Annotated in this window: 19 protein-coding genes and 1 pseudogene; 3 read left to right on the top strand and 17 right to left on the bottom strand. The window is 39.3% G+C overall.

From position 1 onward, the window contains the following. Positions 1-86 precede the first annotated feature (86 nt). Entirely contained in the window at positions 87-284 is a 198-nt protein-coding gene (locus CJ239_RS12225) for a hypothetical protein (protein ID WP_102211117.1), read from the top strand. On the opposite strand, the gene CJ239_RS07610 is transcribed toward CJ239_RS12225, so the two are convergent. The 6 genes from CJ239_RS07610 to CJ239_RS07585 form a co-directional block, all read right to left on the bottom strand. Next, complete coding sequence (locus CJ239_RS07610) at positions 275-1,441, bottom strand: SIS domain-containing protein (RefSeq protein ID WP_102211116.1); 1,167 nt, start codon at positions 1,439-1,441, stop codon at positions 275-277. The genes CJ239_RS12225 and CJ239_RS07610 overlap by 10 nt on opposite strands. Before the next feature lie 205 nt (positions 1,442-1,646). Then, entirely contained in the window at positions 1,647-2,051 is a 405-nt protein-coding gene (locus tag CJ239_RS07605) for a PTS sugar transporter subunit IIA (protein WP_081093993.1), read from the bottom strand. A gap of 3 nt (positions 2,052-2,054) precedes the next feature. Further along, positions 2,055-2,876 carry a PTS system mannose/fructose/sorbose family transporter subunit IID gene (locus CJ239_RS07600; RefSeq protein ID WP_084889631.1) on the bottom strand — a complete coding sequence of 274 codons (822 nt, stop codon included), beginning with the start codon at positions 2,874-2,876 and terminating at the stop codon, positions 2,055-2,057. After that, positions 2,863-3,768, bottom strand: coding sequence for a PTS mannose/fructose/sorbose/N-acetylgalactosamine transporter subunit IIC (locus CJ239_RS07595; RefSeq protein ID WP_102211115.1), 906 nt, complete (start codon positions 3,766-3,768; stop codon positions 2,863-2,865). The genes CJ239_RS07600 and CJ239_RS07595 overlap by 14 nt, the downstream gene beginning before the upstream one ends. A gap of 26 nt (positions 3,769-3,794) precedes the next feature. Next, positions 3,795-4,271 carry a PTS system mannose/fructose/N-acetylgalactosamine-transporter subunit IIB gene (locus CJ239_RS07590; protein WP_000156971.1) on the bottom strand — a complete coding sequence of 159 codons (477 nt, stop codon included), beginning with the start codon at positions 4,269-4,271 and terminating at the stop codon, positions 3,795-3,797. Beyond that, positions 4,268-6,055 (bottom strand): beta-galactosidase family protein, encoded by a 1,788-nt coding sequence (locus tag CJ239_RS07585; RefSeq protein WP_102211114.1) that lies wholly within the window; start codon positions 6,053-6,055, stop codon positions 4,268-4,270. Before CJ239_RS07585 ends, CJ239_RS07590 begins: the two co-directional genes overlap by 4 nt. A 318-nt stretch (positions 6,056-6,373) precedes the next feature. Between CJ239_RS07585 and CJ239_RS07580 the strand changes: the two genes are divergently transcribed. After that, complete coding sequence (locus CJ239_RS07580; RefSeq protein WP_102211133.1) at positions 6,374-7,090, top strand: GntR family transcriptional regulator; 717 nt, start codon at positions 6,374-6,376, stop codon at positions 7,088-7,090. 406 nt (positions 7,091-7,496) lie between these two features. Beyond that, entirely contained in the window at positions 7,497-11,315 is a 3,819-nt protein-coding gene (strH, locus tag CJ239_RS07570; protein WP_102211113.1) for an LPXTG-anchored beta-N-acetylhexosaminidase StrH, read from the top strand. 56 nt (positions 11,316-11,371) lie between these two features. Here strH and purB read toward each other — a convergent pair whose 3' ends face one another. The 11 genes and pseudogenes from purB to CJ239_RS07515 form a co-directional block, all read right to left on the bottom strand. Continuing rightward, complete coding sequence (gene purB, locus CJ239_RS07565; RefSeq protein ID WP_102211112.1) at positions 11,372-12,670, bottom strand: adenylosuccinate lyase; 1,299 nt, start codon at positions 12,668-12,670, stop codon at positions 11,372-11,374. Positions 12,671-12,983: 313 nt separating this feature from the next. Continuing rightward, positions 12,984-14,069, bottom strand: a complete 1,086-nt coding sequence (locus tag CJ239_RS07560; protein ID WP_142367001.1) for a hypothetical protein — start codon at positions 14,067-14,069, stop codon at positions 12,984-12,986. A 75-nt stretch (positions 14,070-14,144) separates the two neighbouring features. After that, a complete protein-coding gene (locus CJ239_RS07555; RefSeq protein WP_102211110.1) occupies positions 14,145-14,372 on the bottom strand; it encodes a phosphoribosylaminoimidazole carboxylase in 228 nt (75 codons plus the stop codon). A gap of 9 nt (positions 14,373-14,381) precedes the next feature. Next, positions 14,382-15,473, bottom strand: coding sequence for a 5-(carboxyamino)imidazole ribonucleotide synthase (gene purK, locus CJ239_RS07550; RefSeq protein ID WP_102211109.1), 1,092 nt, complete (start codon positions 15,471-15,473; stop codon positions 14,382-14,384). Further along, on the bottom strand, positions 15,460-15,951 hold the full coding sequence (gene purE / locus CJ239_RS07545) for a 5-(carboxyamino)imidazole ribonucleotide mutase (protein ID WP_102211108.1): 492 nt from the start codon (positions 15,949-15,951) through the stop codon (positions 15,460-15,462). The genes purK and purE overlap by 14 nt, the downstream gene beginning before the upstream one ends. A gap of 156 nt (positions 15,952-16,107) precedes the next feature. After that, positions 16,108-17,370 (bottom strand): phosphoribosylamine--glycine ligase, encoded by a 1,263-nt coding sequence (gene purD, locus CJ239_RS07540; RefSeq protein ID WP_102211107.1) that lies wholly within the window; start codon positions 17,368-17,370, stop codon positions 16,108-16,110. Between the two features lie 121 nt (positions 17,371-17,491). Next, positions 17,492-17,737 (bottom strand): annotated as a pseudogene (locus CJ239_RS07535) (IMP cyclohydrolase); the annotation flags it as partial. Between the two features lie 753 nt (positions 17,738-18,490). After that, positions 18,491-20,497, bottom strand: a complete 2,007-nt coding sequence (locus CJ239_RS07530; protein WP_102211106.1) for an RNA-directed DNA polymerase — start codon at positions 20,495-20,497, stop codon at positions 18,491-18,493. A gap of 103 nt (positions 20,498-20,600) precedes the next feature. Further along, positions 20,601-21,905 (bottom strand): hypothetical protein, encoded by a 1,305-nt coding sequence (locus tag CJ239_RS07525; protein ID WP_102211105.1) that lies wholly within the window; start codon positions 21,903-21,905, stop codon positions 20,601-20,603. A gap of 256 nt (positions 21,906-22,161) precedes the next feature. Beyond that, positions 22,162-23,709 (bottom strand): bifunctional phosphoribosylaminoimidazolecarboxamide formyltransferase/IMP cyclohydrolase, encoded by a 1,548-nt coding sequence (gene purH, locus CJ239_RS07520; RefSeq protein ID WP_102211104.1) that lies wholly within the window; start codon positions 23,707-23,709, stop codon positions 22,162-22,164. 1 nt (position 23,710) lies between these two features. After that, entirely contained in the window at positions 23,711-24,175 is a 465-nt protein-coding gene (locus CJ239_RS07515; protein ID WP_102211103.1) for a GNAT family N-acetyltransferase, read from the bottom strand. Positions 24,176-24,192 lie beyond the last annotated feature (17 nt).

Raw genomic sequence — 24,192 nt, 5'->3', positions numbered from 1 at the left:
CATAGAAAGCGAATTGACAATCTATGGTTTGCCTGATGATATACAAATCCTCTTGTCAAGAATTCATAAACACTGTCTTATACTAAATGAAAATCAAAGAGCAAACTAGGAAGCTAGCCGCAGGCTGCTCAAAGCACTGCTTTGAGGTTGTAGATAAGACTGACGAAGTCAGTTCAAAACACTGTTTTGAGGTTGTGAATAGAACTGACGAAGTCAGTAACCATACCTACGGCAAGGCGATACTAGTATGGTTTAAAGAGATTTTCGAAGAGTATTACTTTTGATATTCGTGGATGATAACACCTTGTACCACACGGTTTACTGTACCTGTAGGAGACGGTGTATCAGGTTTATTTTCTACTTTAAGTGAAGTCAATAGGGCAAAGAGTTGTGCATAAACGATATAAGGGAAGACACGGTAAATATCATTCAAGACACCGCCACAACCAAGGGCCACTTCTTTGACATTTTCAAGACCAAAGGATTGATCACTCAAAAGCACAACACGGCGAGCAATCTGATCACCAGCAACTTCACGAACCAAGTCCAAGTCGTACTTGCGAGTGTAGTCTGTTGTTGTACCAAAGACCAAAACAACTGTATCTTCATTGATAAGAGATTTTGGACCGTGACGGAAGCCGACTGGGCTTTCATACATAGTCGCAACTTGGCCAGCAGTTAGTTCCAAAATCTTGAGCTGAGCTTCATGAGCAAGTCCAAAGAAAGGACCAGCACCTAGATAGATGACACGGTTAAAGTCTAGGTCAACAAGTTCTTTGACATCTTCTGCATTGTCTAGAATTTTACGGGCAAGACTAGATACAACTTCAAAACGTTCAGCTTTCACAACAAATTCTGTAGGATCAAAGACCAAGAGAGCTGTCAACATCATAGACGTAAAGCTAGAAGTCATGGCAAAGCCAGCGTCATTAGAAGCAACTGGTTGCAAAAGCAAGAGATTGCGGTCATCCCCATGAGCTTGAAGAGCCAATTTCCCATCTGCTGCGCAAGTAATCGTCACTTGATAAAGCTCATCCACCAAGGCTTTGGCCAAATCAACAGTCGCCACACTTTCAGGCGAGTTCCCACTACGAGCAAAAGACACAAGGACAGTTGCCACATCTTTTTTCAAATAAGTTTCTGGATTGGCAACGATATCTGTGGTCGCAATGGCATTGAAATTCCATTTGCGTTCGTCATAGACTTCCTTAAAGTAAGGTACCAAGGTATCTCCCACATAAGCAGAAGTCCCAGCACCTGTCAAGATAACCTTGATATAGTCATGTTTATCAGCAATCCCTTGTAGGAAGGCTGCAATTTCTTCACCTTGTGCTTGATAAGATTCAAAAGCTTCTTTCCATACATCAGGTTGTTGGTAGATTTCACGTGTAGTGATTTCTGCACCCAATTCAATCAAGTCTTCTTTTGTATAATGTAGCATTGAGTTCCTCTTTTTCTATTAAATATGGGAATGGGAGTAAGCCCCATTCCCATGTATATTCTATATAAAATGCTCTAACGATTTTCACGTTATCACATCGTATACTCAATGAAAATCAAAGAGCAAACTAGGAAACTAGCCGCAGGCTGTACTTGAGTACGGCAAGGCGACGTTGACGTAGTTTGACTTTGATTTTCGAAGAGTATTATTCATCTTCGTCATCATCGAAGCCCGCTAACAGGTCATTGACTTTCACAATACTTTCTGCAGCACGGCTCTTATAGTCCGCATCTGCGCCTGTAAGGCTCGCATTGATAAATTCAATTACCATTGGAAGATTCATCCCTGCGTAAAGTTCGATGTCACGACCTTCCATAATCAAACGGCTTACCACGTTACATGGTGTTCCACCGAGAAGATCCGCAAAGACTAGGAAATCATCTAATCCTTCAATAGCAGCTTCAAATTTTGCAGTAAATTCTTCTGGGCCATCTTCTGGAAGAAGAGCCACTGCATGAATGTTGTCTTGTGGACCCATGATCATTTCAGTGCTACCTTTAAGTTCTTCACAGAAGCGACCATGACTCACCAAAATTAATGATTTAGCCATAAATTATGCGCCCATTCCAAGTACAAATTTACCAAAGGCAGAAAGAGCCAAAGCAAGTACGATAATAATACCGATAGCTTTAGTAGAGTTCATACCTTTCTTACCAAGCAACCAGAAGATAAAGGCAGTAAAGATTGCTGGAAGCAAGCGTGGGAAGATTTGGTTCAAGATGTCTTGGAAGTCAATCATCTTCTCACCGATTGCCCATTTGTAAGAAATTTCAAAGTTGATCATTGTTGCTACAAGAGCACCCATCATGAAGACACCAAGTACAGATGCAGCGTCAATCAAAGCTGTCAAGGTACTTTGCATGTTGTTGATCAGGTTAACCCCTTCTTTGTAGGCAAATTCCAACTGTTTCCAACGGAAGATGTCATAAGCAACTGCAACTGCAATCCAAAGGAAGATACCCCAAGGTTGGCCAGCGATAGCCATAGTTGCTGCGATAGAACCCATGATAGCAGGTACAAGTGAACCAAAGATAGTATCTCCAAGAGGAGCAAATGGTCCCATCAAACCTGTCTTGATACCGTTAACGGCATCTTTTGAACCTACACCATCTTTTTCTTCCATGGCAAGGTCAAAACCAGCGATAATAGTATGGAAGAATGGAGAAGTATTGAAGAATTGAGTATGAACTTTCATCATTTCTTTCAATTCAGGAGTTCCATCCCCATACATTTTACGCAATTGAGGCAAGATCATGTACAGGTAACCAGAAGCTTGCATACGTTCGTAGTTCCAACCCAATTGGAAAGTAAACAAGCTACGTTTGTTGATTTGATTAAAATCTTCTTTTGTAAGTTTGTAATTAGAATTCGTCATCTTCGATTTCCCCACTTTCTGATGGTGTAGAAGGTGCTGCTACAGCTACTTTTTGGCTATTTTTGAAGTGAAGCACTGCAAGGAAGATACCCACGATAGAGATACCAATCATAGACAAACCTTTAAAGTTGTTGACAAAAGCAATTTTTTCAGCAACATCTTTAGGTAGAGTACCTACGATACCAGCAACAGCGCCACCAAGACCTGTTACATATGAGTAAAGAACAGTCAACATAGCTGTCAAACCAAATCCCATAGCAAGGTAGTGAAGGTTACGTTTAACTGGAAGGTAACGAAGCAAGATTGCAAATCCAAGACCTGGAAGCATACGTCCTGCAAGTGTCAAACCATCTGCAACCCATTTGTATGCTTCAACGAAGTCTACAACTGATTGTACAAAGGCACCACCAAAGGCAAGCGCGAAGAAGACTGGAAGGGCACGAGATAAAGCCCAAGGAAGAGCACCAAGCAAGTAGTTGCGTTCAATACCTTTGTAGTCAAAGCGTTCGATTGCAGCATCAATACGGTGTGCGAAGAAAGTAGTTGTCATACGTCCAAGAACGTCGAAGTATGTCAAAAGTGCTGCTACTGGTACAGCGATTGTTGTAATCGCAAGGTCTGTAGCGATTCCTTGTGAAACTGAGAATGCTGTTGCAAGAACCGCACCAGAAGTTGCGTCGATACGAGAAGCACCACCGAAGGTACCAACCCCAAGAACGAACAACTGCAAGCTACCACCGATAAACAAACCAGTTGTCACATCTCCCATGATTAAACCAGTAATGAAACCAGCAAATACAGGGGAACCTGCAGATGAAACGATCGTCAACTCATCACAGATTTGATAAGCTGAGTACAAAGTGAGAAGTAAAATTTGCCACCATTGTATCATAACAATGACCTCCTAAAAATTTTTTCCTATTTTAATAAGCTCAAAAAGTCTGAAACTGGATCATTTGGAACCATTTGAGCAGTAAGTTTAACACCTTTTTCTGCCAGTTTGTGGAAGTCTTCCACATCCTTGTCCACTACGTTAATAGAACGTGTGATGGCGCGAGTTTCTGGTGTTTGAGACATATTCCCAACATTAAGGGTTTCAAGTGGTACACCTGCTTCTACCAAACCAAGGAAACGGTCTGGTTTACGAGCAACGATAAAGAGACGTTGGCTATCGTATTTACCAGCAAGAATATTGGCTGCCGCTTTCTCAATTGGCAAAATACTCAATTTCACACCTGGTGGTGTCGCTAGTTTCAAACCACTCTTTTCAACGTCGTTGTTGACAACTTCGTCATCCACAACCATAATACGTGAAACATTTAGTTTTCCAGCCCAAAGATTGGCTACTTGTCCGTGGATCAAACGTCCATCGATACGGCATCCTACAATTGTCATAAGTTTTCCCCCTTTATGTGTTTTAGTGTAGGTTTACGAGTTAAATGAATCTCGTCTTTATATTCACCTTCTGTTTCAAAGATAATGATGCGGTTGGCACCTTCCTTGAGATAGCTATGAGGAATATAAAGCGAGAGTGTTGGGCCGACGTTCCAAAAACGTCCTAGATTCTGCCCATTGACAAAGGCAACCCCCTTACCAAACTCAGACAAGTCTAGGTAAGTATCTTTCGGCTCCTCGACTGTAAAGTCATAAGCGTAAAAGGCTGGTTGTCCTTCTGTCCATCCTTTTGAAAAATCAACTTTCTCAGGATTATCCAGTGGTAGTGGATAGTGTTTCCAGTTTAGTAAGAAGTGTAAATCCTTGCAGACACCTGTTCGGATTCCTTTACGCTGCGTATCAGCTAAGAACTTGTGACCATAGTTGACACGCCCCATATTTTCTATCAATATGTCAATCCTAGATAACGCTTTCTTTTGACCTTGATAAAAAATATCTTCCCCAATCTCTGTCTGATATTGAGTGGAAATCCATTGACCATCTACAAAGAGTTGAGCACGGTCACGTCCATCAATGATACGAAGCCTTTCCTCTTCTGCATCCCAACTTGCTTCAGTGCGATAGAGAAGATAGCCATAACTTTGTCCTAGCTCCTCCATCTTTTGAGGATAGAGACTTTCTATCGGACTAGATAAGCTATCTAAGGTTTCAAACAAGGAAACTTTTTCAGCAAGTGGAATAGCCTCCACTTTCATGCTTTCCTTATAGAGTGGTTCCAACTGCGGATACTCTGGGAAATGCGTCGCCATCATCTTCTTGACTGCCAAATATTTGGCAGTTGGATTTCCTTCTTCATCCAGAAGGGCATCATAATCATATGATGTAACTTGTGGCAGGTCCAAAGTTCCTCGAGCCGAGCAACCATTCATGAAGCCAAAGTTTGTGCCGCCATGGAACATGTATAGATTGATGGAACCTTGCTCCAAAACTTCTCGAACTGCATCTGCCAATTCTTTTGGATCCCGTGTGATAATCGGTTCTTTCCAACGATTGAACCAGCCATCCCAGAACTCCATACACATGAGTGGCCATTTCTTGCCATGTTCATCAAAGAATTCCTGCATCTGTGAAAAGTTGTAAGGTGCCTTAGAACCAAAGTTGCCTGTTACAAAGAGGTCATCTTCGATTAAAGTTCCAGCTTTCAGAGTTGCTCTCCAAGGACCATCTGACGTAAAGAGGGGACAGGTTACGCCACGCTCTTCCATCAACCGCCGAATCGCTCTCAGATAAGCCTTATCCTCTCCGTAAGAACCATACTCATTTTCAACCTGCATCATGAGGATATTCCCACCATTGTCCAACAAATGTGGAACCAATCGTGACAAGAGTTGGTCATAATAGCGGCCCACAGCTTCAATATAGGCTGAGTCGGATGAGCGGATTCTCATATCTTTGGTTAAGAGCCAAGCTGGTAATCCACCGAATTCCCATTCCGCACAGATAAAGGGAGACGGACGCACAATTGCATAGAGACCCAAATCTTGTGCTATCTGAAGAAATCTCTCCAAATCCTGAGCCCCTTCAAAGTTAAACTCACCTTCACGAGGCTCGTGTAAATTCCAAGCTACATAAGTCTCTACCGTATTAAAACCAAGGGCTTTCAAGTTGTAGAGTGAATGATACCAATCTTCTGGAGGAATCCTAAAATAATGAATGGCGCCGGACAAAATCTTGAACGGTTTCCCATCTAAATAGAAATCGTCCCTAATCTCAAATCGTGTCATTTTACTACCTTCTGACAATTAAAGTTCACGCTTTCATTTGTTGATATAGCAAATATATCTCAATATTTTGCTTTTGTCAATAGGTTTTCACAATTTTTTTCATTTTTAACTAACTTTTACACAAAAAACTTATAAAAGTCTCTAATTTATAATAATAGTATCCTTTAAAAACCATGTATAAAAATGTATGATTTTCTATTAATTTCGATGTAAATTAACCTTATACCCTATTATTCTAATTTTTTTATTCAAAAGTCTACTATTCTTTTCAATTTTATGGTAAAATTTTTAGTGGAAAAGGAAAATCGAGGTGAAAATATGGCAATTCCAAAGTATCAATATATTAAAGATGAGTTAAAGAACAAAATCATTTCTGGTCAATTTGCCAGTGGAGATAAATTCTACACTGAAGCAGAATTGATTGCAATGTATGATGTAAGTTCTATAACCGTTGTCCGCGCCTTAAACGACCTTGCCAAAGATGGCTATATTGTCCGTCAACAAGGAAAGGGTACATTCGTTTCACGCGCACGCAAACATAAACTCGTAGAGTTTTCAGATGTAGAAGTTTTTGAAACTAAAGATGATAAAGTTACTGTCCTTTCTATTGAACGTGGCAACAAATTAAACTACTTAGAAAAACTTGGACTACGTGGTGATCAGTTCTACTACAAGATTGAACGTGTACGCGAAACAAATGGTGTCGCATACATCTACCACACATCTTACATTCCAGAACAATACATCAACGCAAATTATCCAAATCTTGAATATTATAGCTCTATCTATAACCGTTTCAAATTGGATTACCACATTCACATGAATGATGAACATTTTGAAGAAATCAATGAAATAGCATTTCCAACTCCAGAACATGCGGCTTCAGTCCTCGGAGTTGATGAGCAATTCCCAACCGTCTTACAAACCAAGACTACTAAGCTAGAGTCTACTGGTCAAGTTCTTGCATACAGCGAAACTTATAAACGAGCGGATTACTACAAGATCAAATTCATTTCATGTGATCGTGATCACTAAGAAGAAAGCCTGAGCCTAAGCGCTTGGGCTTTTCTATATATATTAAAGCACAAAAAAGCGACTATGAAAACGCTATTAATACTCAATGAAAATCAAAGAGCAAACTAGGAAACTAGCCGCAGGCTGTACTTGAGTACGGCAAGGCGACGTTGACGTGGTTTGAATTTGATTTTCGAAGAGTATAAATATATTTATTTGTAGCACTTGTACTAAAAATAAGTTAAAAATCACTGATTTTTCCTTGATTTTATATTCTTATACAAATTGCTATTTCCAAAATCTTATGATTTCCTCTATTTATTATAGTTATTATATAAATTTACTTGACTTTTTACTATATAGATAATAAAATTAAATTGGTTTTATGTAAACGTTATCAAAATAGTTGTATCAAGGAGGTTTTATCATGAAACTAAACAAGAAACAGCGTTTCTCAATCCGCAAGTATGCGGTCGGAGCAGCTTCTGTACTGATAGGCTTTACCTTCAGTGCTCAAGCCGTATCTGCAGATGGACTCACACCAGCACCAAAAGCTCCTGAAACTTTGCAAGCTGTACCGGATAGACCACAAACATCAGAAGCACCAATTCAAGATAAAGAAGAAAAACTTGTAAAACAAGCTGATAAAACTATAAAAGAGGAAGTTAAAACTGAAAAAGATATTGTTAACACAGTTGTTCCAAAAACAGACAATGTGGTAACATCAGTAGTAACAGAACATGCCAGCCCAGCCCCTACTACGGAAGCAGAAAACACAACTCAAGTGGAAAAAAGCGCAGAGAGTGCCAATACTGAGAAGAAAAACGAGCCTGCTACTCCTGCTCTACTTGCTCCGACTACTGATCGTGCTACTCAAGTTAATGAAAAACTAGCAAAAAAGAAAATTGTTTCTATTGATGCTGGACGTAAATATTTCTCACCAGAACAACTCAAGGAAATCATTGACAAAGCGAAACATTATGGTTACACTGATTTACACCTATTAGTTGGAAATGATGGACTCCGCTTTATGTTGGACGATATGAGCATCACAGCTAACGGCAAGAACTATGCCAGTGACGATGTCAAACGTGCCATTGAAAAAGGTACAAATGATTATTACAACGATCCAAACGGCAATCACTTAACAGAAAATCAAATGACAGATCTGATTAACTATGCCAAAGATAAAGGTATCGGTCTCATTCCGACAGTAAATAGCCCTGGTCACATGGATGCGATCCTCAATGCCATGAAAGAATTAGGAATCCAAAATCCTAACTTTAACTATTTTGGGAAGGAATCAGCCCGTACTGTAGATCTTGACAACGAACAAGCAGTCGCTTTTACAAAAGCCCTTATCGATAAATATGCTGCTTATTTCGCGAAAAAGACTGAAATCTTCAACATCGGACTTGATGAATATGCCAATGACGCAACAAACGCTAAAGGTTGGACTGTCCTTCAAACAAAAGGAAAATATAGTAAATTCATCACTTACGCTAATGATCTTGCTCACATCGTCAAGTCGCACGGCCTCAAACCAATGGCCTTCAATGATGGTATCTACTATAATAGTGATACTAGCTTCGGAACTTTTGACAAAGATATCATCGTTTCAATGTGGACTGGTGGTTGGGGAGGTTACGACGTCGCTTCTTCTAAACTTCTAGTAGAAAAAGGTCACCAAATCCTAAACACTAACGATGCTTGGTACTATGTTCTTGGGCGAAATGCAGATGGCCAAGGTTGGTACAACCTTGATCAAGGCTTAAACGGTATCAAGAACACTCCAATCACTTCGGTACCAAAATCCGACGGTGCAACTATTCCATTCATCGGTGGTATGGTAGCTGCTTGGGCTGACACTCCATCTGCACGTTATTCACCGTCACGCCTCTTCAAACTCATGCGTCAATTCGCAAATTCTAATGCTGAATACTTCGCAGCTGATTATGAGTCTGCAGAACAAGCACTTAACGAGGTACCAAAAGACCTTAACCGTTATACTGCAGAAAGCGTCGCAGCAGTTAATGAAGCGGCAAAAGCTATCCGTTCGCTTGACAGTAACCTCAGCCGTGCCCAACAAGACACGATTGACCAAGCAATTGCAAAACTTCAAGAAGCAGTCAGCAATTTGACCTTCACACCAGAAGCTCAAAAAGAAGAAGATGCTAAACGTGAAGTTGAAAAACTTGCCAAAAACAAGGTAATCTCAATCGATGCTGGACGCAAATACTTTACTCTTGACCAGCTCAAACGCATCGTATATAAGGCTAGTGAGCTCGGATATTCTGATGTCCATCTCCTTCTAGGAAATGACGGACTTCGCTTCCTACTCGATGATATGATTATCACTGCCAACGGAAAAACCTATACAAGTGATGATGTCAAAAATGCTATCATCCAAGGAACAAAAGCTTACTACGATGATCCAAACGGGACTGCACTTACACAGGCAGAAGTGACAGAACTAATTGAATACGCTAAATCCAAGGGCATCGGTCTCATCCCAGCGATTAACAGTCCAGGTCACATGGATGCTATGCTGGTCGCCATGGAAAAATTAGGTATTAAAAATCCTCAAGCCCACTTTGACAAAGTCTCCAAAACAACTATGGACTTGAGAAACGAAGAAGCGATGAACTTTGTAAAAGCCCTCATCGGTAAATACATGGACTTCTTTGCAGGTAAAACAAAAATTTTCAACTTTGGTACTGACGAATACGCTAACGACGCGACTAGTGCCCAAGGCTGGTACTACCTCAAATGGTATCAACTCTATGGCAAATTTGCCGAATATGCCAACACCCTCGCTGCTATGGCCAAAGAGAGAGGTCTTCAACCAATGGCCTTCAACGATGGCTTCTACTATGAAGACAAGGATGATGTTGAGTTTGATAAGGATGTCATCATCTCTTACTGGTCTAAAGGATGGTGGGGTTACAATCTTGCAACTCCTCAGTACCTAGCAAGCAAAGGCTACAAACTCCTCAACACCAACGGAGACTGGTACTATGTTTTAGGCAATCACAAACCAGACGAATCTTATCCACTTTCAAAAGCAGTTGAAAATTCTGGTAAAGTTCCATTCAATCAACTTGCTTCTACCAAGTATCCTGAAGTAGATCTTCCAACAGTCGGCAGTATGCTTGCTATCTGGGCAGATAGACCAAGCGCTGAGTACAAGGAGGAAGAAATCTTTGAACTTATGACTACCTTTGCAGATCACAACAAAGACTACTTCCGTGCTAATTATAATGCTCTCCGCGAAGAAATCGCACAAATTCCTGAAAACTTAGAAGGATACAGCAAGGAAAGCTTAGACACCCTAAGTGCAGCTAAAACAGCTCTAAATTACAACCTCAACCGTAATAAACAAGCTAAAGTTGACACACTTGTAGCCAAACTAAGAGCTGCTCGCTTAGGTCTCAAACCAGCTGCAACTCACTCAGGAAGCCTGGATGAAAATGAAGTGGCTGCCAATGTTGAAACTAGACCAGAACTCATCACAAGAACTGAAGAAATCCCATTTGAAGTTATCAAGAAAGAAAATCCTAACATCCCAGCTGGTCAAGAAAACATTATTACAGCAGGAGTCAAAGGTGAACGAACTCATTACATCTCTGTCCTTACTGAAAATGGAAAAACAACCGAAACAGTCCTTGATAGCCAGGTAACTAAAGAAGCTGTTAACCAAGTTGTCGAAGTCGGTGCTCCTGTAACCCACAAGGGGGATGAAAATGGTCTTGCACCAACTACTGAGGTAAAACCTAGACTGGATGTTCAAGAGGAAGAAATTCCATTTACCACAGTGACTCGTGAAAATCCACTCTTGCTCAAAGGAAAAACACAAGTCCTTACTAAGGGCATCAATGGACATCGTAGCAACTTCTACTCTGTGAGCACTGTTGATGGTAAGGAAGTGAAAACACTTGTAGATAGTGTCGTAGCACAGAAAGCCGTTACACAAATAGTTGAAGTCGGAACTCTGGTAACGCATGTAGGTGATGAACACAGACAAGCCGCTATTGATGAAGAAAAACCAAAACTAGAAATCCCAAGCCAACCAGCTCCATCAACTGCTCCTGCTGAGGAAAACAAAGCTCTTCCTCAAGGTCCAGCTCCTGTAGCAACAGAGAAAAAACTTCCTGAAACAGGAAGTCACCATTCTGCAGGACTAGTAGTCGCAGGACTCATGGCCACACTAGCAGTCTATGGACTCACTAAAAGAAAAGAAGACTAAGTCTCTTCAATAAAAAAATAAACAGCGAGATTAAAGCTCGCTGTTTATTTTTTTAATTAATCACCCAGTCCTAGACGTTCAAAGATTTCATCCACTCGTTTGGTGTAGTAAAGAGGGTTGAAAATTTCATCGATTTCCTCTTGTGTAAGGCGTGATGTCACTTCTGGATCTGCTTCGAGAAGCGGTTTAAAGTCTACTTGGTTATCCCAAGAGTAAGCTGTTTTTGGTTGCACCAAGTCATAGGCTTGTTCCCGAGTCATACCTTTTTCAATCAAAGTCAACATAGCACGCTGGCTAAAAATAAGCCCGAATGTTGAGTTCATGTTGCGGATCATGTTTTCTGGGAAGACCGTTAAGCTCTTGACGATATTTCCAAAACGGTTAAGCATGTAGTCAATCAAAATGGTTGTATCTGGTGTGATGATACGCTCAGCTGATGAGTGAGAAATGTCGCGTTCGTGCCAGAGAGCGACGTTCTCATAGGCCGTAATCATATGACCACGGATAACACGCGCCAAACCTGTCATGTTCTCAGAACCGATAGGGTTGCGTTTGTGAGGCATAGCCGATGAACCTTTTTGACCTTTGGCAAAGAATTCTTCCACTTCGCGTTGCTCAGATTTTTGCAAACCGCGAATTTCAGTCGCCATACGCTCGATTGAAGTCGCGATGCTAGCAAGAACCGCAAAGTACTCAGCATGAAGGTCACGAGGAAGGACCTGTGTAGAGATTTCTTGGGCACGGATACCAAGTTTGTCGCAGACATATTGCTCAACAAATGGTGGGATATTGGCAAAGTTCCCAACCGCACCAGAAATCTTACCAGCTTCCACACCCGCAGCCGCATGTTCGAAACGCTCGATATTGCGCTTCATTTCGCTGTACCAAGTCGCCAATTTAAGACCAAAGGTTGTAGGTTCAGCGTGCACACCGTGGGTACGCCCCATCATGATGGTGAACTTGTACTCCTTAGCCTTATCAGCGATGATGTTGGTGAAATTTTCAAGGTCACGACGGATGATGTCGTTGGCCTGCTTGTAGAGGTAACCGTAGGCAGTATCCACCACGTCGGTAGAAGTCAACCCATAGTGAACCCACTTGCGCTCTTCACCAAGAGTCTCAGAAACCGCACGCGTGAAGGCAACCACATCGTGGCGAGTTTCCTGCTCGATTTCCAAAATACGGTCGATGTCAAAATCCGCTTTCTCGCGAATCAAAGCCACATCTTCCTTAGGGATTTCCCCCAACTCAGCCCATGCCTCGTCAGCCAAGATTTCCACCTCAAGCCAAGCACGGTATTTATTTTCTTCACTCCAAATATTCGCCATCTCAGGGCGAGAGTAACGGTTGATCATGTTTATGATACCAAGGACGACCAGAAAGCGACTGAATTTTAGGAACCCAACGCAGGATGTTTACATCCAAGGCGGGGGATCTAAATTCCAAGCTTTCCGTCCGGGGGCAAATTGCGGAACCTGGAGTCCTTCCCTTTCTTGTTTTCATTTTTCTAGTTTAAATTTTAAGGAAGTCCGTAGCCCGTATTCAGTTTTTGTGAATACGAGTACTCATTTTCCTTTATTTTTATAGTTTTAAATATATCCTTTTATAAAAGAAGAGAGGTGCTAGAGTAAGTATAGTTGCCTAACAAACCTATCTCATTTTTTCAAGCTACCAACTCAACTGTTTAAAAGCTCCTTCCAAAGTGTCTTGTTTTTTTAAACCTCTCATTGAAAATCCTGACAATCTCTCTACAGTAGGCCAATCAAAGAATATTGCTGAAAAATTACTTTCTTCCTTTTTGGCAGGATAATAACAATACTTTCGGTGCTCATATTTTCTGAATATCTCTTCTTTCGTATAACTTTCAATTATCATATCCTCTGGTTCTAAAGAATATGTCCTATACACATCTTTACATGTTAAAAATAAACCTGATTTAATTTTTTTATTCTCTTGTACACAATAAAAAATTTGGTTATGATTTTCATCAAATGTTCGACTAAATGAATCGCCATTGTCTATCATAGCAATATTTTTAAAACATTTCTTATATCTTGCATCATGCCCATAAGCATAGAATTCTCTATAAGACTTCCTACCTAAATATCCCTGAATCCTTGATAGGCCAAAATCTTTATCAAAATTTGGAATAAAAATATCATTACATAATTCATTTTCTAAACTTTTATCTTCTGTTTCGAACGATATTCTAGTCCCTATTGGAATTTTATCATTCTTATTGTAAAAATAAATTCTCACTTCATAAATAACTTTATTTCCTGTATCTGTAAGATATTTCGCAACTCTGTTTTCATAGTACGCTTGACTATATCTAAAGACTTCATTCTTTTTACTTTGTTGCATGTTAGCTACACTAAATTGAATAAATCCATTTTTAGAATTATTTTTAATTTTTCTATAGGCCTCGTCTTTATTAGGAATGAAATTGTAAAATTCTTTTGCTAGAATGTGTCCTTGATGAAAAAAATTCTGCCCGTTTATTTTTTGAGGATTTTCCTTCGGAAGTTTCATTGTTAAATTTAAATTTGGAGACTTACTGTTCGGGATTCCTCCATCTAACATAGTACGCCATCCTTGAGACTTAGCACCTACCAACCTACTCACAATAGGCTTTTTTCTCAATATTTTAAAGTAAGTATTCCGCTCACAGTACTTAGCTTCGAACCCAAGTATTTTACCCAGCTCGTCTTTCCCTGAAATCCCAAGCCTAATATATAATTCCGATTCTTTCACCTGGCATTGTCCTTTCATTTTATGAATGCAATCCTAAACGCAAATCATTAAACCTTCCATTTATGTCTTATTTAACTACTCAAACTCCTCTTTCCCAATAAACACAGACGGATAATGATCTAGCGTATTCAAATCCGTATCCAGCGGTAAATCATAGATAGCTAAATAGTTTTCAGGGTATTGTGCAGTTAGTTCTTTATATTTAGCTTGTACCTTATCTTGGTCAGCACTAGCATACAAGACTTCCACGACTGCTCCAGTCTTATCTTTTTCAACAAAAGCGTTAACGAGAATTTGTATCATAGACTTGTCCTAAAAATCTATCCCTTTCCCAAACTCAACCACATTATCTGGTTCATTACTAAACAAAGTCACATGTCCCATCTTGCGGTTGTGCTTCGCTTCTATTTTACCATACATGTGGAGGTGGGCGCTTGGATTTTCTGTGACATATTTTTCAGCAGCTTCGACATGCTGGCCGAGGACATTGAGCATGACTGCTGGTGCATGTAGTTTGATAGCTGGTAATGGTGCCCCCAGAACACCAAGAATATGGATGTCAAACTGAGAGAAGTCACAGGCTTCAATCGAGTAGTGTCCAGAGTTATGTGGTCGTGGGGCAATCTCGTTGACGATGATGTCATTGGCTGTCGCAAACATTTCCACACAAAGGGTTCCAGACAAGTTGAGTTGTTCTGCGATTCGTACTGCCATAGCTTTGGCTTTTCCAGCCAGACTAGCTGAAATTCGAGCAGGCACAATTGTTTTAGATAGGATGTTGTTACGATGGATATTTTCCTGAACTGGGAAAACCGTAACGTCCTTTCCATTTCCTGACACGATGACAGAAATTTCAAGGTCAAAGTTGACGAATTCCTCTAAAACGCAGGCTGCTGAGTCAGCTAGCGCATAGGCTTCTTCCAAGTCTGCTTCTGAGCGAATGACCTTTTGTCCATGCCCATCGTAGCCACCTGTTGCAGTCTTGAGGACATAGTTTTGGGACAGGTCAATCTCCGCCAAGTCTTGGCTAGAAGTCACAACCTTGTAGGGTGCTACAGTGACTTGAGCCTTGTTTGATAGGAAGTCCTTTTCAAAAATACGATTTTGGGAAATGCGAAGTAGGTCTGTCCCTTGAGGAAGTTGTCCCTCCTTAATGACAGCATCCAAACCGTCAGCATCAACATTTTCAAACTCATAGGTGAGGACATCGCAACGCTTAGCCAACTGACGAAGAGCGTCCACATCATTATAAGGAGCCACGATGATTTCCGCTACGCGAGAGGCTGGGCAATTCGCCGCAGGATCCAGCGCGATAACCTTGTGCCCCATGTAGATAGCAGAAATTGCCATCATTTGACCAAGCTGACCACCACCGATAATTCCGATTGTTTTAGATGAGCTCATTTGTAGACTCCTCTGCGATTTTTCCCTGTTCTTCAGCAAAGTTAGCAAGTGCATCCGCAATGGCCTTGTCCTCTACTGACAGGAGACGGAGGGCAAAAAGAGCTGCGTTGGTCGCCCCTGCTTCACCGATAGCCATGGTTGCGACTGGTACTCCACCCGGCATCTGTACAATAGAGTAGAGCGAGTCCACGCCACTAAGAGCACGTGATTTGACTGGTACACCAATGACTGGAAGGGTTGTTTTGGCAGCTACCATTCCTGGTAAATGGGCTGCACCTCCCGCACCTGCGATGATGACCTTGATGCCACGGCTACGAGCCTCTTCAGCATGTCTGAACATGAGATCAGGTGTACGGTGGGCAGAGACAACCTTCTTTTCGTAAGCTATACCGAAGCGATCTAGGACTTCTGCGGTTTTTTGCATGGTTGCCCAGTCGGATTTTGAGCCCATGATGATGGAAATAATTGGTTTAGTCATAATTTTTCCTTTTTCTTCTTTTTTAATGATGGTCTTAGGTGATGGGGACGGAAGCAAACCTTCGGTTTCATTTCTACAATTTGAGCCTAAGGTCTCAAATTTTCCCCAACGGCTACCATTATCGTACTTGGTGACTTCGTCGCTTTTCTTATATCTTTATCGAATAGCCTTGCTTCCGATATCTGTTCGGTAAAAGAGACCTTCTGTGTTTTGTTGGGCGAGTTCTTGGTAGATAGTGTCTTGAGCCTCTTTAACGGTGTCTGCTGTGGTGACGAGCATATAGACACGTCCACCGTTTGAGAGCATTGCTCTGCTATTTTCCGAAAACTTAGCCCCAGCATAGTAGGTGATAATGTCGCCTTCTGTCTTAGCTGGCAAGTTGACACCTTTTTCATAGTCTAGCGGATAACCGTTGGATGCGACAACCACACCCAGAGTCACACCCTTGTCCGTCCAGGTGATGTTTGGCTTCTTACCATCGAGGATATCCGTAATATTTTGTGCAAAGTCAGATGTTAAACGAGGCAAGATGATTTGCGTTTCAGGATCTCCAAAACGAGCGTTGAACTCGATAACCTTAGGACCGTCCGCTGTCAAGATAAGCCCCGCATAAAGAACACCCAGATAAGGGCGACCTTCCTTAATCATCCCCTCTAGGACTGGCTTGACAATGGTGTCAACCGCTGTGTCAACCACGCTCTCTGGCAAGTGGGGAACTGGCGCATAGGCACCCATACCACCCGTATTAGGCCCCTTGTCGCCATCGTAAGCACGTTTGTGGTCCTGAGCCGTTGGCATGATGTAGAATTTGTCTCCATTGACAAAAGCAAAGAGAGAGAACTCTTCTCCGTCGAGGAATTCCTCGATAACTACACGCGCACCTGAGTCACCAAATTTATTGTCCAAAAGCATCTCGTGAGCTGCTTCGACTGCTTGCTCAACCGTCTCCGCAACGACGACACCTTTCCCAAGTGCCAAACCATCTGCCTTGACTACGATAGGCGCACCCTGTTTTTCGATATAGGCCTTGGCTTCCCCGAAATCTGAGAATGTGGCATAGGCTGCTGTCGGAACGCCGTATTTGACCATGATTTCCTTGGCAAAATCCTTGGACCACTCCAACTCCGCTGCCAATCTTGTCGGACCAAAAGCCTTGAGCCCAGCTTTGTTAAAATCATCCACAATCCCAGCCGCAAGGGCGTCATCTGGACCAATGAAGGTCCAAGCGATATCGTTGTCTTTTGCAAACTCAATCAATTTAGAATGTTCGGAAATGGAGATATTTACCAACTCCAACCCATCCAGAGTCATCCCATCATTCCCAGGAGCAACAAAAACCTTTTCTACCTCTTTTGACTCAAGTAACTTCTTAGCAATCGCATGTTCACGACCACCCGAACCGACAACTAACAGCTTCATTTCTCAACCTCTTTTGCGAATTATTTACTAACATTATATCATAAACGTTCGTTTTAATCTTGTTCTATTCCGTTTTTTAAGCAAAAAAAGGAAAGAAACTGTTTTCTTCCCTCTTGTCTTCTTAATGTCTAAAATGTCTCACGCCTGTGAAGACCATGGTCAAGCCATATTTATCTGCTGCTTCGATGGATTCTTGGTCACGAACAGAGCCACCTGGCTGGATGATAGCCTTGATTCCTGCTTTGGCGATTTCTTCCACGTTATCTGCAAATGGGAAGAAGGCATCTGAAGCAAGGACAGCACCATCAAGACGATCTTTAGCTTGGTCAATGGCGATACGAACGGGAGCCACACGGTTAGTTTGACCCCACTCCTATCCTCTAGAGTAATATAAACTATATTTCCCCTTACCTTATACTAAAACAACATATAAAAATAAGCAATCACTAAATTGTTTGACATTCCACCCAAATAATCTGTTTACTAAATATAATTTCTAAAACACCCAATTTAGAGAGTACTCATACAATAATTCTGATTTAATCCTTAAAAGTCAATTTCTGATGTCAAACATGCACTAATGAACTCCAGAGATAACTTTATTCCAAAATTATAAAAATAATGGACTAAAAAGCTATCAAAGACTCATTCAATACATATTCTTAAACTGAGGGATAAGCTCTTTTATTGACCGATTTTTCGTATATGTTTAACTAATAAATAAGGTTCGGATGAATTCTTAAGCTATTCTAAAGATTTAAAACCACAATATAAGCTCTATCAACTCTTTTTCATATATTTTTTAAAACCTTTCTCTAGAATAAAGCTAGAATTATCAATACAATACAATGTCTTTGGTTTTAATGATTTAAACAACTTTAGGAAAAACACATTTATAGCTCTAGATATAAAAATGAAGAATTTAGCGATTGTTACCTCCATGTATTAACTTTTCATCAACCTACTACAGTTTACGAAGTAGACTAAAGCTCATAATATAATATATTTTGAATATTTTATATTATGAGTCTTAGTCCAGCATTAAAAAATCATTAAGAATTATATTAGTATAGTTAGACAACTTAAAATAAGCTATTATGAATAAATGTTCCTTAAAATTTTAGTTAGAAAGATCCATACTACCAAAAAGTCCATTAGGGTTTGATAAAATTTGCTTATTAGTATAGAAATATTTTAATTGGCTATCATCCTTACTTAATAAATCCCACATAATAAATCCAGTATTCTCGTCCGTCAGGTAGTCAATCACACTTTTCTGTATCATAGATGGGATATCATCATTTGAGCTCAAAGCCTCAGCATGACTCTCTAAGCTACTTTTAAGATTATCCATAATAACAACTAGTTTTTCTTCAAAAAGTCGCTTACTAGTTGCTTTAAAATTATTATTCCTTGGAAATGAATAGAATATAATAAACCACCAAGATTTCTCATCTAAAAAGAAATCAGAAATTGAGGATACATTTATCAGTGATACTTCTCGACAAATTAACTTTATTATTTCTTTATGCTTTTTGTTATAGCCATAATCTTCATTTAAAAATGAGGAAATCAGCAGACCTGCTATTAAACGAGGATCATTAGCATACATTATGTTATCATATATTTTTTGTAGCTGTTTGAACGATATATTAATCTTTTTATACGACATAAATATTAGTAAATTTATCCAATCACTTGGATAATCTGTAATTATTTTATTTCCAAATTTAAAGAATGTTTCTTCAATACTAATATGTACTTTGGAAGTTTCCTGTTTAAAACTAGAAAGAATAGATTCTAATATTAAACAAGTTTTCTCTACACAATTATAATTTGGTGTTTTTGATAACAACCAAAAAACGTAATTAATGATTTTAGAAAAATGTAATGATAATTCTAAAGCGTCATCTTCTAACTTTCTATAGATGGTTGTTAGTACATAAGAGATAATTTTATTTTTTTGTTTAGGATACTTTGACAATGCTAGGTCTATACAATTTTTTAAACTTCTATAGCTCTCATTACTTCTTTTTGAACTTTTATATCTTTCATTACCTCTAAAAGGTAACTCAGATTCTGGTTTATCAACAAATAAATCATAAATTCTATTTACTACATTCCCCTTTAAATACTCTAACCATTCATTATTTAATCGGCTATATTCTTCTGTCTTTGACTCTTTAATTCTCAAGTGGTATACATTAAGTTCTTCTGATATAATCTTGTGTATTTGTTTTTCTATATCCTTATCATTAGTAAATAAATAATAATCATCAACAAAACGGCTTAATTTATAATCCCTCCCGTTTTTCAAACTTAAACTGGTTAAAACCCTATTTATATTTTTTTCAATACTTACCAATAAAAACTCTGCTAATAGACGACTCAATTCAGGACCTATAACAATCCCATTTGTTTTTGATTGATTTAAATTTTGTAAAAATGTATCTATATTCTGAAAAAGACTGCCTGTACTACTTAATGACTTAGAATTAATAGTTCTCTTTGCCACAAACCAGGAAAATGTATGTGTATATATACTACCAAAAAAGTTTTCTATATCAAAATGCAAACAATTCTCAAAGATTTCAATATTGTCATCAAATTCCTCACTTTTTAAAAAATCAGTAAGATATTTATAGGGTTTATGATTATAAAAGGAACAACTTCCCTCTATTTTTTGAAGCAAGCCTTCTCTTTCTTCAGAGGTAGAATAATACGCAAAACTTCCATCAGAATATCTATATAGTAGTTTTTTATTTATTACAGGTGTTCTAACTCCGTATACATTATATTTGTTTATATATTGCTCAATCTCATTTCCACAATAATTTATGAAGCAGTAAGATTCAAAGACACTCAGAGGATTAAGTAAGCTTAATTCTCTAAAAGAGTCTTTATTACTGACTTTAAACTTTAGCGGAGCAGCATGAAAGTGTGAATTTGCAAATTTTTTCTCTATTTTAGACGTCCTGGAGATTTTACGTAAAACAAGTTTCATATTACTATCTTTCAATAAAAAATCATATATATTTTTATGAGTAAAAAAATCTCCCCTTTCATGAGCTATTAAATCTGTCAATACAAAATCCTCTGCTTGTCTCTTTAATACATTATTACTCATTGCTTTTTCTCTCTCTATCTGTTAAAATGATGTTACACACAATCATTACCACTATGCGTTTTGTATGGTAGTAGTATTAACGACCGGTAATCATTTTCAATGCTTACCGGTTTTTTTCAGTCAATCTACCTATAAATCTCCTCTGCAATTCCTGATAACTATCTCTTTGACTAATTCGTATATCACAAGACCTTAGATACTCTGACAGCCTCGCATAATTCAACCCAATCTTTGGGTTTAAAATCACTGCTTTATTATGAAACAAATTAGAAAGAAACTTTTGATTTTTTATTTGCCCTACTAATTGATTTGGTAAGTTCGAAAATTGTTCTTCTAGAAACTTTAATTCTAAGAATTTTTCTGTTTCTTGATTCAAGTATGGACTAAATTTGTACTTTGAGAGCTCTTTGTCAAACTCTATCATTTTTTTTATCTGTTCATAATTCCTTGAAAAACCTATACTTTTCCAACATCTGTCATTTTGATCATAAAATGTTACTCGTTTAAAATAAATATCTAACCTATTCTCCAGTAATTTTTGTTTATGGGTGCTTTGATACTCATCGATAATACGATGGATTTTCTCCATCTCTTTTTCCAATTTAGTTGTAGCAATACCAAAAGTGAACTTTTTTTTATCTTTTTGATATCTAGTAGAAGGTGCTCTATAGTCATAACTGAACGAGTAACCCAAAAAATTTATAACCTCATTAAAATTTAATCTGGAGGGTAGACTTATAAAACAAACTTTTTCCTCATTAAATGTTGTTTTCTCTCCAAATACCTCCTTCATGACTTTCATCAAGTTGTTCCTAATTGAACGCTCTGTAACCGAAGAATCAAGAATTAAAATTCCATCATCTACATATCTCCCATAATAAATAAGATTATTATAATACAGAGATTCGACTTTCTCATCGAATTCCCTACCTAATATTTCTATTAACATATTATTAATACCCAATCCAGGAGATATGTTTGGCAATTGAATATATGTATTATATATAAATCTATATTCCTTAAATGATAATGTCGACTCTTTTTCTAGTAACTTTAAAACTTTTAAAATATCGATACTTCTAAAAAAATCCTTGAAATCAAATTTGAAAACAGTTGCTTTTTTATACTTAAATAAATAAGGCATTATATTCAATAGTTCATTAATTATCATATCCCTATTAGGAATTCTTATATCAAATCTCTCTCTTAAAAGAGTTTGATAATAATCTAAAACTATTATATCCTTAGCCTCAAAAGAATTTTTATCAATGACCACTCTATCTTTAATATTTTTTTCGGAAAAATATTTCTTCTCTATTCTATCTGTAAATTCTATTATGTCAAGTAATTCTGAGATTTTCTTAGAATACTTATTGCTAACTTTCCTTAGTACAGTCCAACGGTTCATGAATTATCTCCAATTCTTTCAAAATAATATATCCCAAAGCACTTTGTTCTAAAAACACCCAATCTTTGGATATTTTTTTAACATCTTAGAGATCGCATGCTCACGACCACCCGAACCGACAACAAGTAGTTTCATCTTACAACCTCTTTTGCGAATTATTTAATAACATTATACCATAAACGTTCGTTTTAATCTTGTTTCACTTAGTGTTTTAAGCTGAAAAAGGAAAGAAACTATTTTCTTCCCTTTAACGTTCTTAATGTCTAAAATGTCTCACTCCTGTAAAGATCATGGTCAAGCCATATTTATCCGCAGCTTCGATAGACTCTTGGTCACGTACGGAGCCACCAGGCTGGATGATGGCCTTGATACCTGCTTTTGCGATTTCTTCCACATTATCCGCAAATGGGAAGAAGGCATCGGAAGCAAGCACAGCGCTGTCAAGGCGGTCTTTGGCTTGGTCAATGGCAATACGTACGGAAGCCACACGGTTAGTTTGACCTGGACCAACACCCAGTGTCATGTGGTCGTTGGTCACGATAATTCCGTTTGATTTGACATACTTGATAGCCTTCCAAGCGAACTCAAGAGCTGTCGCTTCTATCTCAGTTGGCTGACGTTTGGTCACCACTTGCCAGTCAGCTGGGCTTTCCTTGACCACGTCTTGGTTTTGAACGAGGAGTCCACCAACAACACCTGTATATTCTGCTTCCATTTCACTAGCCTCTTGAGCATCAAATGGCAGGGCAAGAATACGCAAGTTTTTCTTTTTGTTGGTCAAAATAGCTAGCGCCTCATCCGTATAGCTTGGCGCGATGATGATTTCAAGGAAAACGCCATGCATCTTCTCAGCCGTCGCAGCATCCACCTCACGGTTAAGAACAACGATACCACCAAAGATAGACACTGGGTCAGACTCATAAGCGTAGTTCCAAGCAGTCTCGATGTCATCAGCCTGACCGATTCCACATGGATTCATGTGTTTGAGAGCCACAACGGTTGGACGGTCTTTGAAGTCACGGATGATACGGATGGCAGCATCCGCATCACGGATATTGTTGAAGGACAATTCCTTACCGTTAAGCTGTTTGGCTGAAGCAATCGAGTAATCTGTCGGCAAAGCTTTTTGGTAGAAATCTGCATCCTGTTGAGGATTTTCACCGTAACGCATGGCTTGTTTGAGGTCATAGGTCAAAGTCAACTTTTCAGGCTTACTTTCACCCACTTGAGCTGTAAAATACTCTGCAATCAAGGCATCATAAGCTGCTGTGTGACGGAAAACCTTGGCTGCCAGACGTTGTCGAGTTTCGTAAATTGTTTCACCGTTGGCTGACAATTCGTCAAGAACTACAGCATAATCCTCTGGGTCTACAACAACTGTTACGCTAGCATGATTTTTAGCCGCTGAACGAAGCATAGATGGCCCACCAATGTCAATATTTTCCACTGCATCAGCGTAAGTCACATCTGGTTTGAGGATGGTTTCCTTAAATGGGTAAAGGTTGACCACAACAAGGTCGATAAGCTCAATTTGATTATCCTTGGCTGCTTGAAGGTGACTATCCAAGTCACGACGAGCCAAGAGTCCACCGTGTATATTTGGATGAAGGGTCTTAACACGACCATCCATCATTTCTGGGAAACCAGTCACATCATCGATGGCAACCGTATCCACCCCAGCATTATCAAGGGTAACCTTTGTCCCACCTGTTGAGATGATGTCCCAACCAAGTTTTTTAAGTTCTTGGGCAAATTCAACAATGCCCGCTTTATCTGAGACGCTGATTAAAGCTTTTTTCGTCATTCTATTCCTCTTTCTTTAGGTCCAAGCGCATAGCGACTTCGTTATTTTCTTTTATAAATCCTGTTTCCTGAAAACCCAAACTAGTCAACAGGTGCTTCATTTTTTCATTTCCAACCACATAATCTGCGACAATATGATTGCAAGTGCTATCCATCTGAGCCTTTTTGATCAGAACTTCCACAGCTTTTCGTCCATAACCTCTTCCTTGGTACTGTTGGCCAATCATTATCCGCCAGATAAAGTATTCCGCTTCATCCTTATCTATTTCCAGCAGGAGAAAGCCAACCACTTGCTTATCCCAATAGATTGCCATCGGAAACACATCCCCATTCTCTCGGTAGAGCCATGCGTCAGCTAAAGAGCGTACATTTGGAGACACGAAACGTGCTCGTTCATCAGCTTCAGATATTTTCAAATCTAGCACTGCCTGAAAACTGTTCTCATCTACTAATTTCAGTTCAATCATTTTTTCTCCTAGCAAGA

It is taken from the genome of Streptococcus sp. UMB0029 (assembly GCF_002871495.1).
In the GTDB taxonomy this organism is placed as follows: domain Bacteria; phylum Bacillota; class Bacilli; order Lactobacillales; family Streptococcaceae; genus Streptococcus.
Note: the sequence above shows the minus strand (reverse complement) of the source record. Positions and strands in the feature narration are given on the sequence as shown.

What these genes read in the sequence shown, in the direction of transcription:
- CJ239_RS07610 (WP_102211116.1), bottom strand. Translation starts at nt 1,441, where the DNA reads ATGCTACATTATACAAAAGAAGACTTGATTGAATTGGGTGCAGAAATC.
- CJ239_RS07590 (WP_000156971.1), bottom strand. Translation starts at nt 4,271, where the DNA reads ATGACAATTGTAGGATGCCGTATCGATGGACGTTTGATCCACGGACAA.
- CJ239_RS07595 (WP_102211115.1), bottom strand. Translation starts at nt 3,768, where the DNA reads ATGATACAATGGTGGCAAATTTTACTTCTCACTTTGTACTCAGCTTAT.
- purH (WP_102211104.1), bottom strand. Translation starts at nt 23,709, where the DNA reads ATGACGAAAAAAGCTTTAATCAGCGTCTCAGATAAAGCGGGCATTGTT.
- purE (WP_102211108.1), bottom strand. Translation starts at nt 15,951, where the DNA reads ATGACTAAACCAATTATTTCCATCATCATGGGCTCAAAATCCGACTGG.
- CJ239_RS07580 (WP_102211133.1), top strand. Translation starts at nt 6,374, where the DNA reads ATGGCAATTCCAAAGTATCAATATATTAAAGATGAGTTAAAGAACAAA.
- CJ239_RS07585 (WP_102211114.1), bottom strand. Translation starts at nt 6,055, where the DNA reads ATGACACGATTTGAGATTAGGGACGATTTCTATTTAGATGGGAAACCG.
- purB (WP_102211112.1), bottom strand. Translation starts at nt 12,670, where the DNA reads ATGATCAACCGTTACTCTCGCCCTGAGATGGCGAATATTTGGAGTGAA.
- CJ239_RS07525 (WP_102211105.1), bottom strand. Translation starts at nt 21,905, where the DNA reads ATGAACCGTTGGACTGTACTAAGGAAAGTTAGCAATAAGTATTCTAAG.
- purK (WP_102211109.1), bottom strand. Translation starts at nt 15,473, where the DNA reads ATGAGCTCATCTAAAACAATCGGAATTATCGGTGGTGGTCAGCTTGGT.
- CJ239_RS07530 (WP_102211106.1), bottom strand. Translation starts at nt 20,497, where the DNA reads ATGAGTAATAATGTATTAAAGAGACAAGCAGAGGATTTTGTATTGACA.
- CJ239_RS07605 (WP_081093993.1), bottom strand. Translation starts at nt 2,051, where the DNA reads ATGGCTAAATCATTAATTTTGGTGAGTCATGGTCGCTTCTGTGAAGAA.
- CJ239_RS07600 (WP_084889631.1), bottom strand. Translation starts at nt 2,876, where the DNA reads ATGACGAATTCTAATTACAAACTTACAAAAGAAGATTTTAATCAAATC.
- CJ239_RS07515 (WP_102211103.1), bottom strand. Translation starts at nt 24,175, where the DNA reads ATGATTGAACTGAAATTAGTAGATGAGAACAGTTTTCAGGCAGTGCTA.
- strH (WP_102211113.1), top strand. Translation starts at nt 7,497, where the DNA reads ATGAAACTAAACAAGAAACAGCGTTTCTCAATCCGCAAGTATGCGGTC.
- purD (WP_102211107.1), bottom strand. Translation starts at nt 17,370, where the DNA reads ATGAAGCTGTTAGTTGTCGGTTCGGGTGGTCGTGAACATGCGATTGCT.
- CJ239_RS12225 (WP_102211117.1), top strand. Translation starts at nt 87, where the DNA reads ATGAAAATCAAAGAGCAAACTAGGAAGCTAGCCGCAGGCTGCTCAAAG.
- CJ239_RS07555 (WP_102211110.1), bottom strand. Translation starts at nt 14,372, where the DNA reads ATGATACAAATTCTCGTTAACGCTTTTGTTGAAAAAGATAAGACTGGA.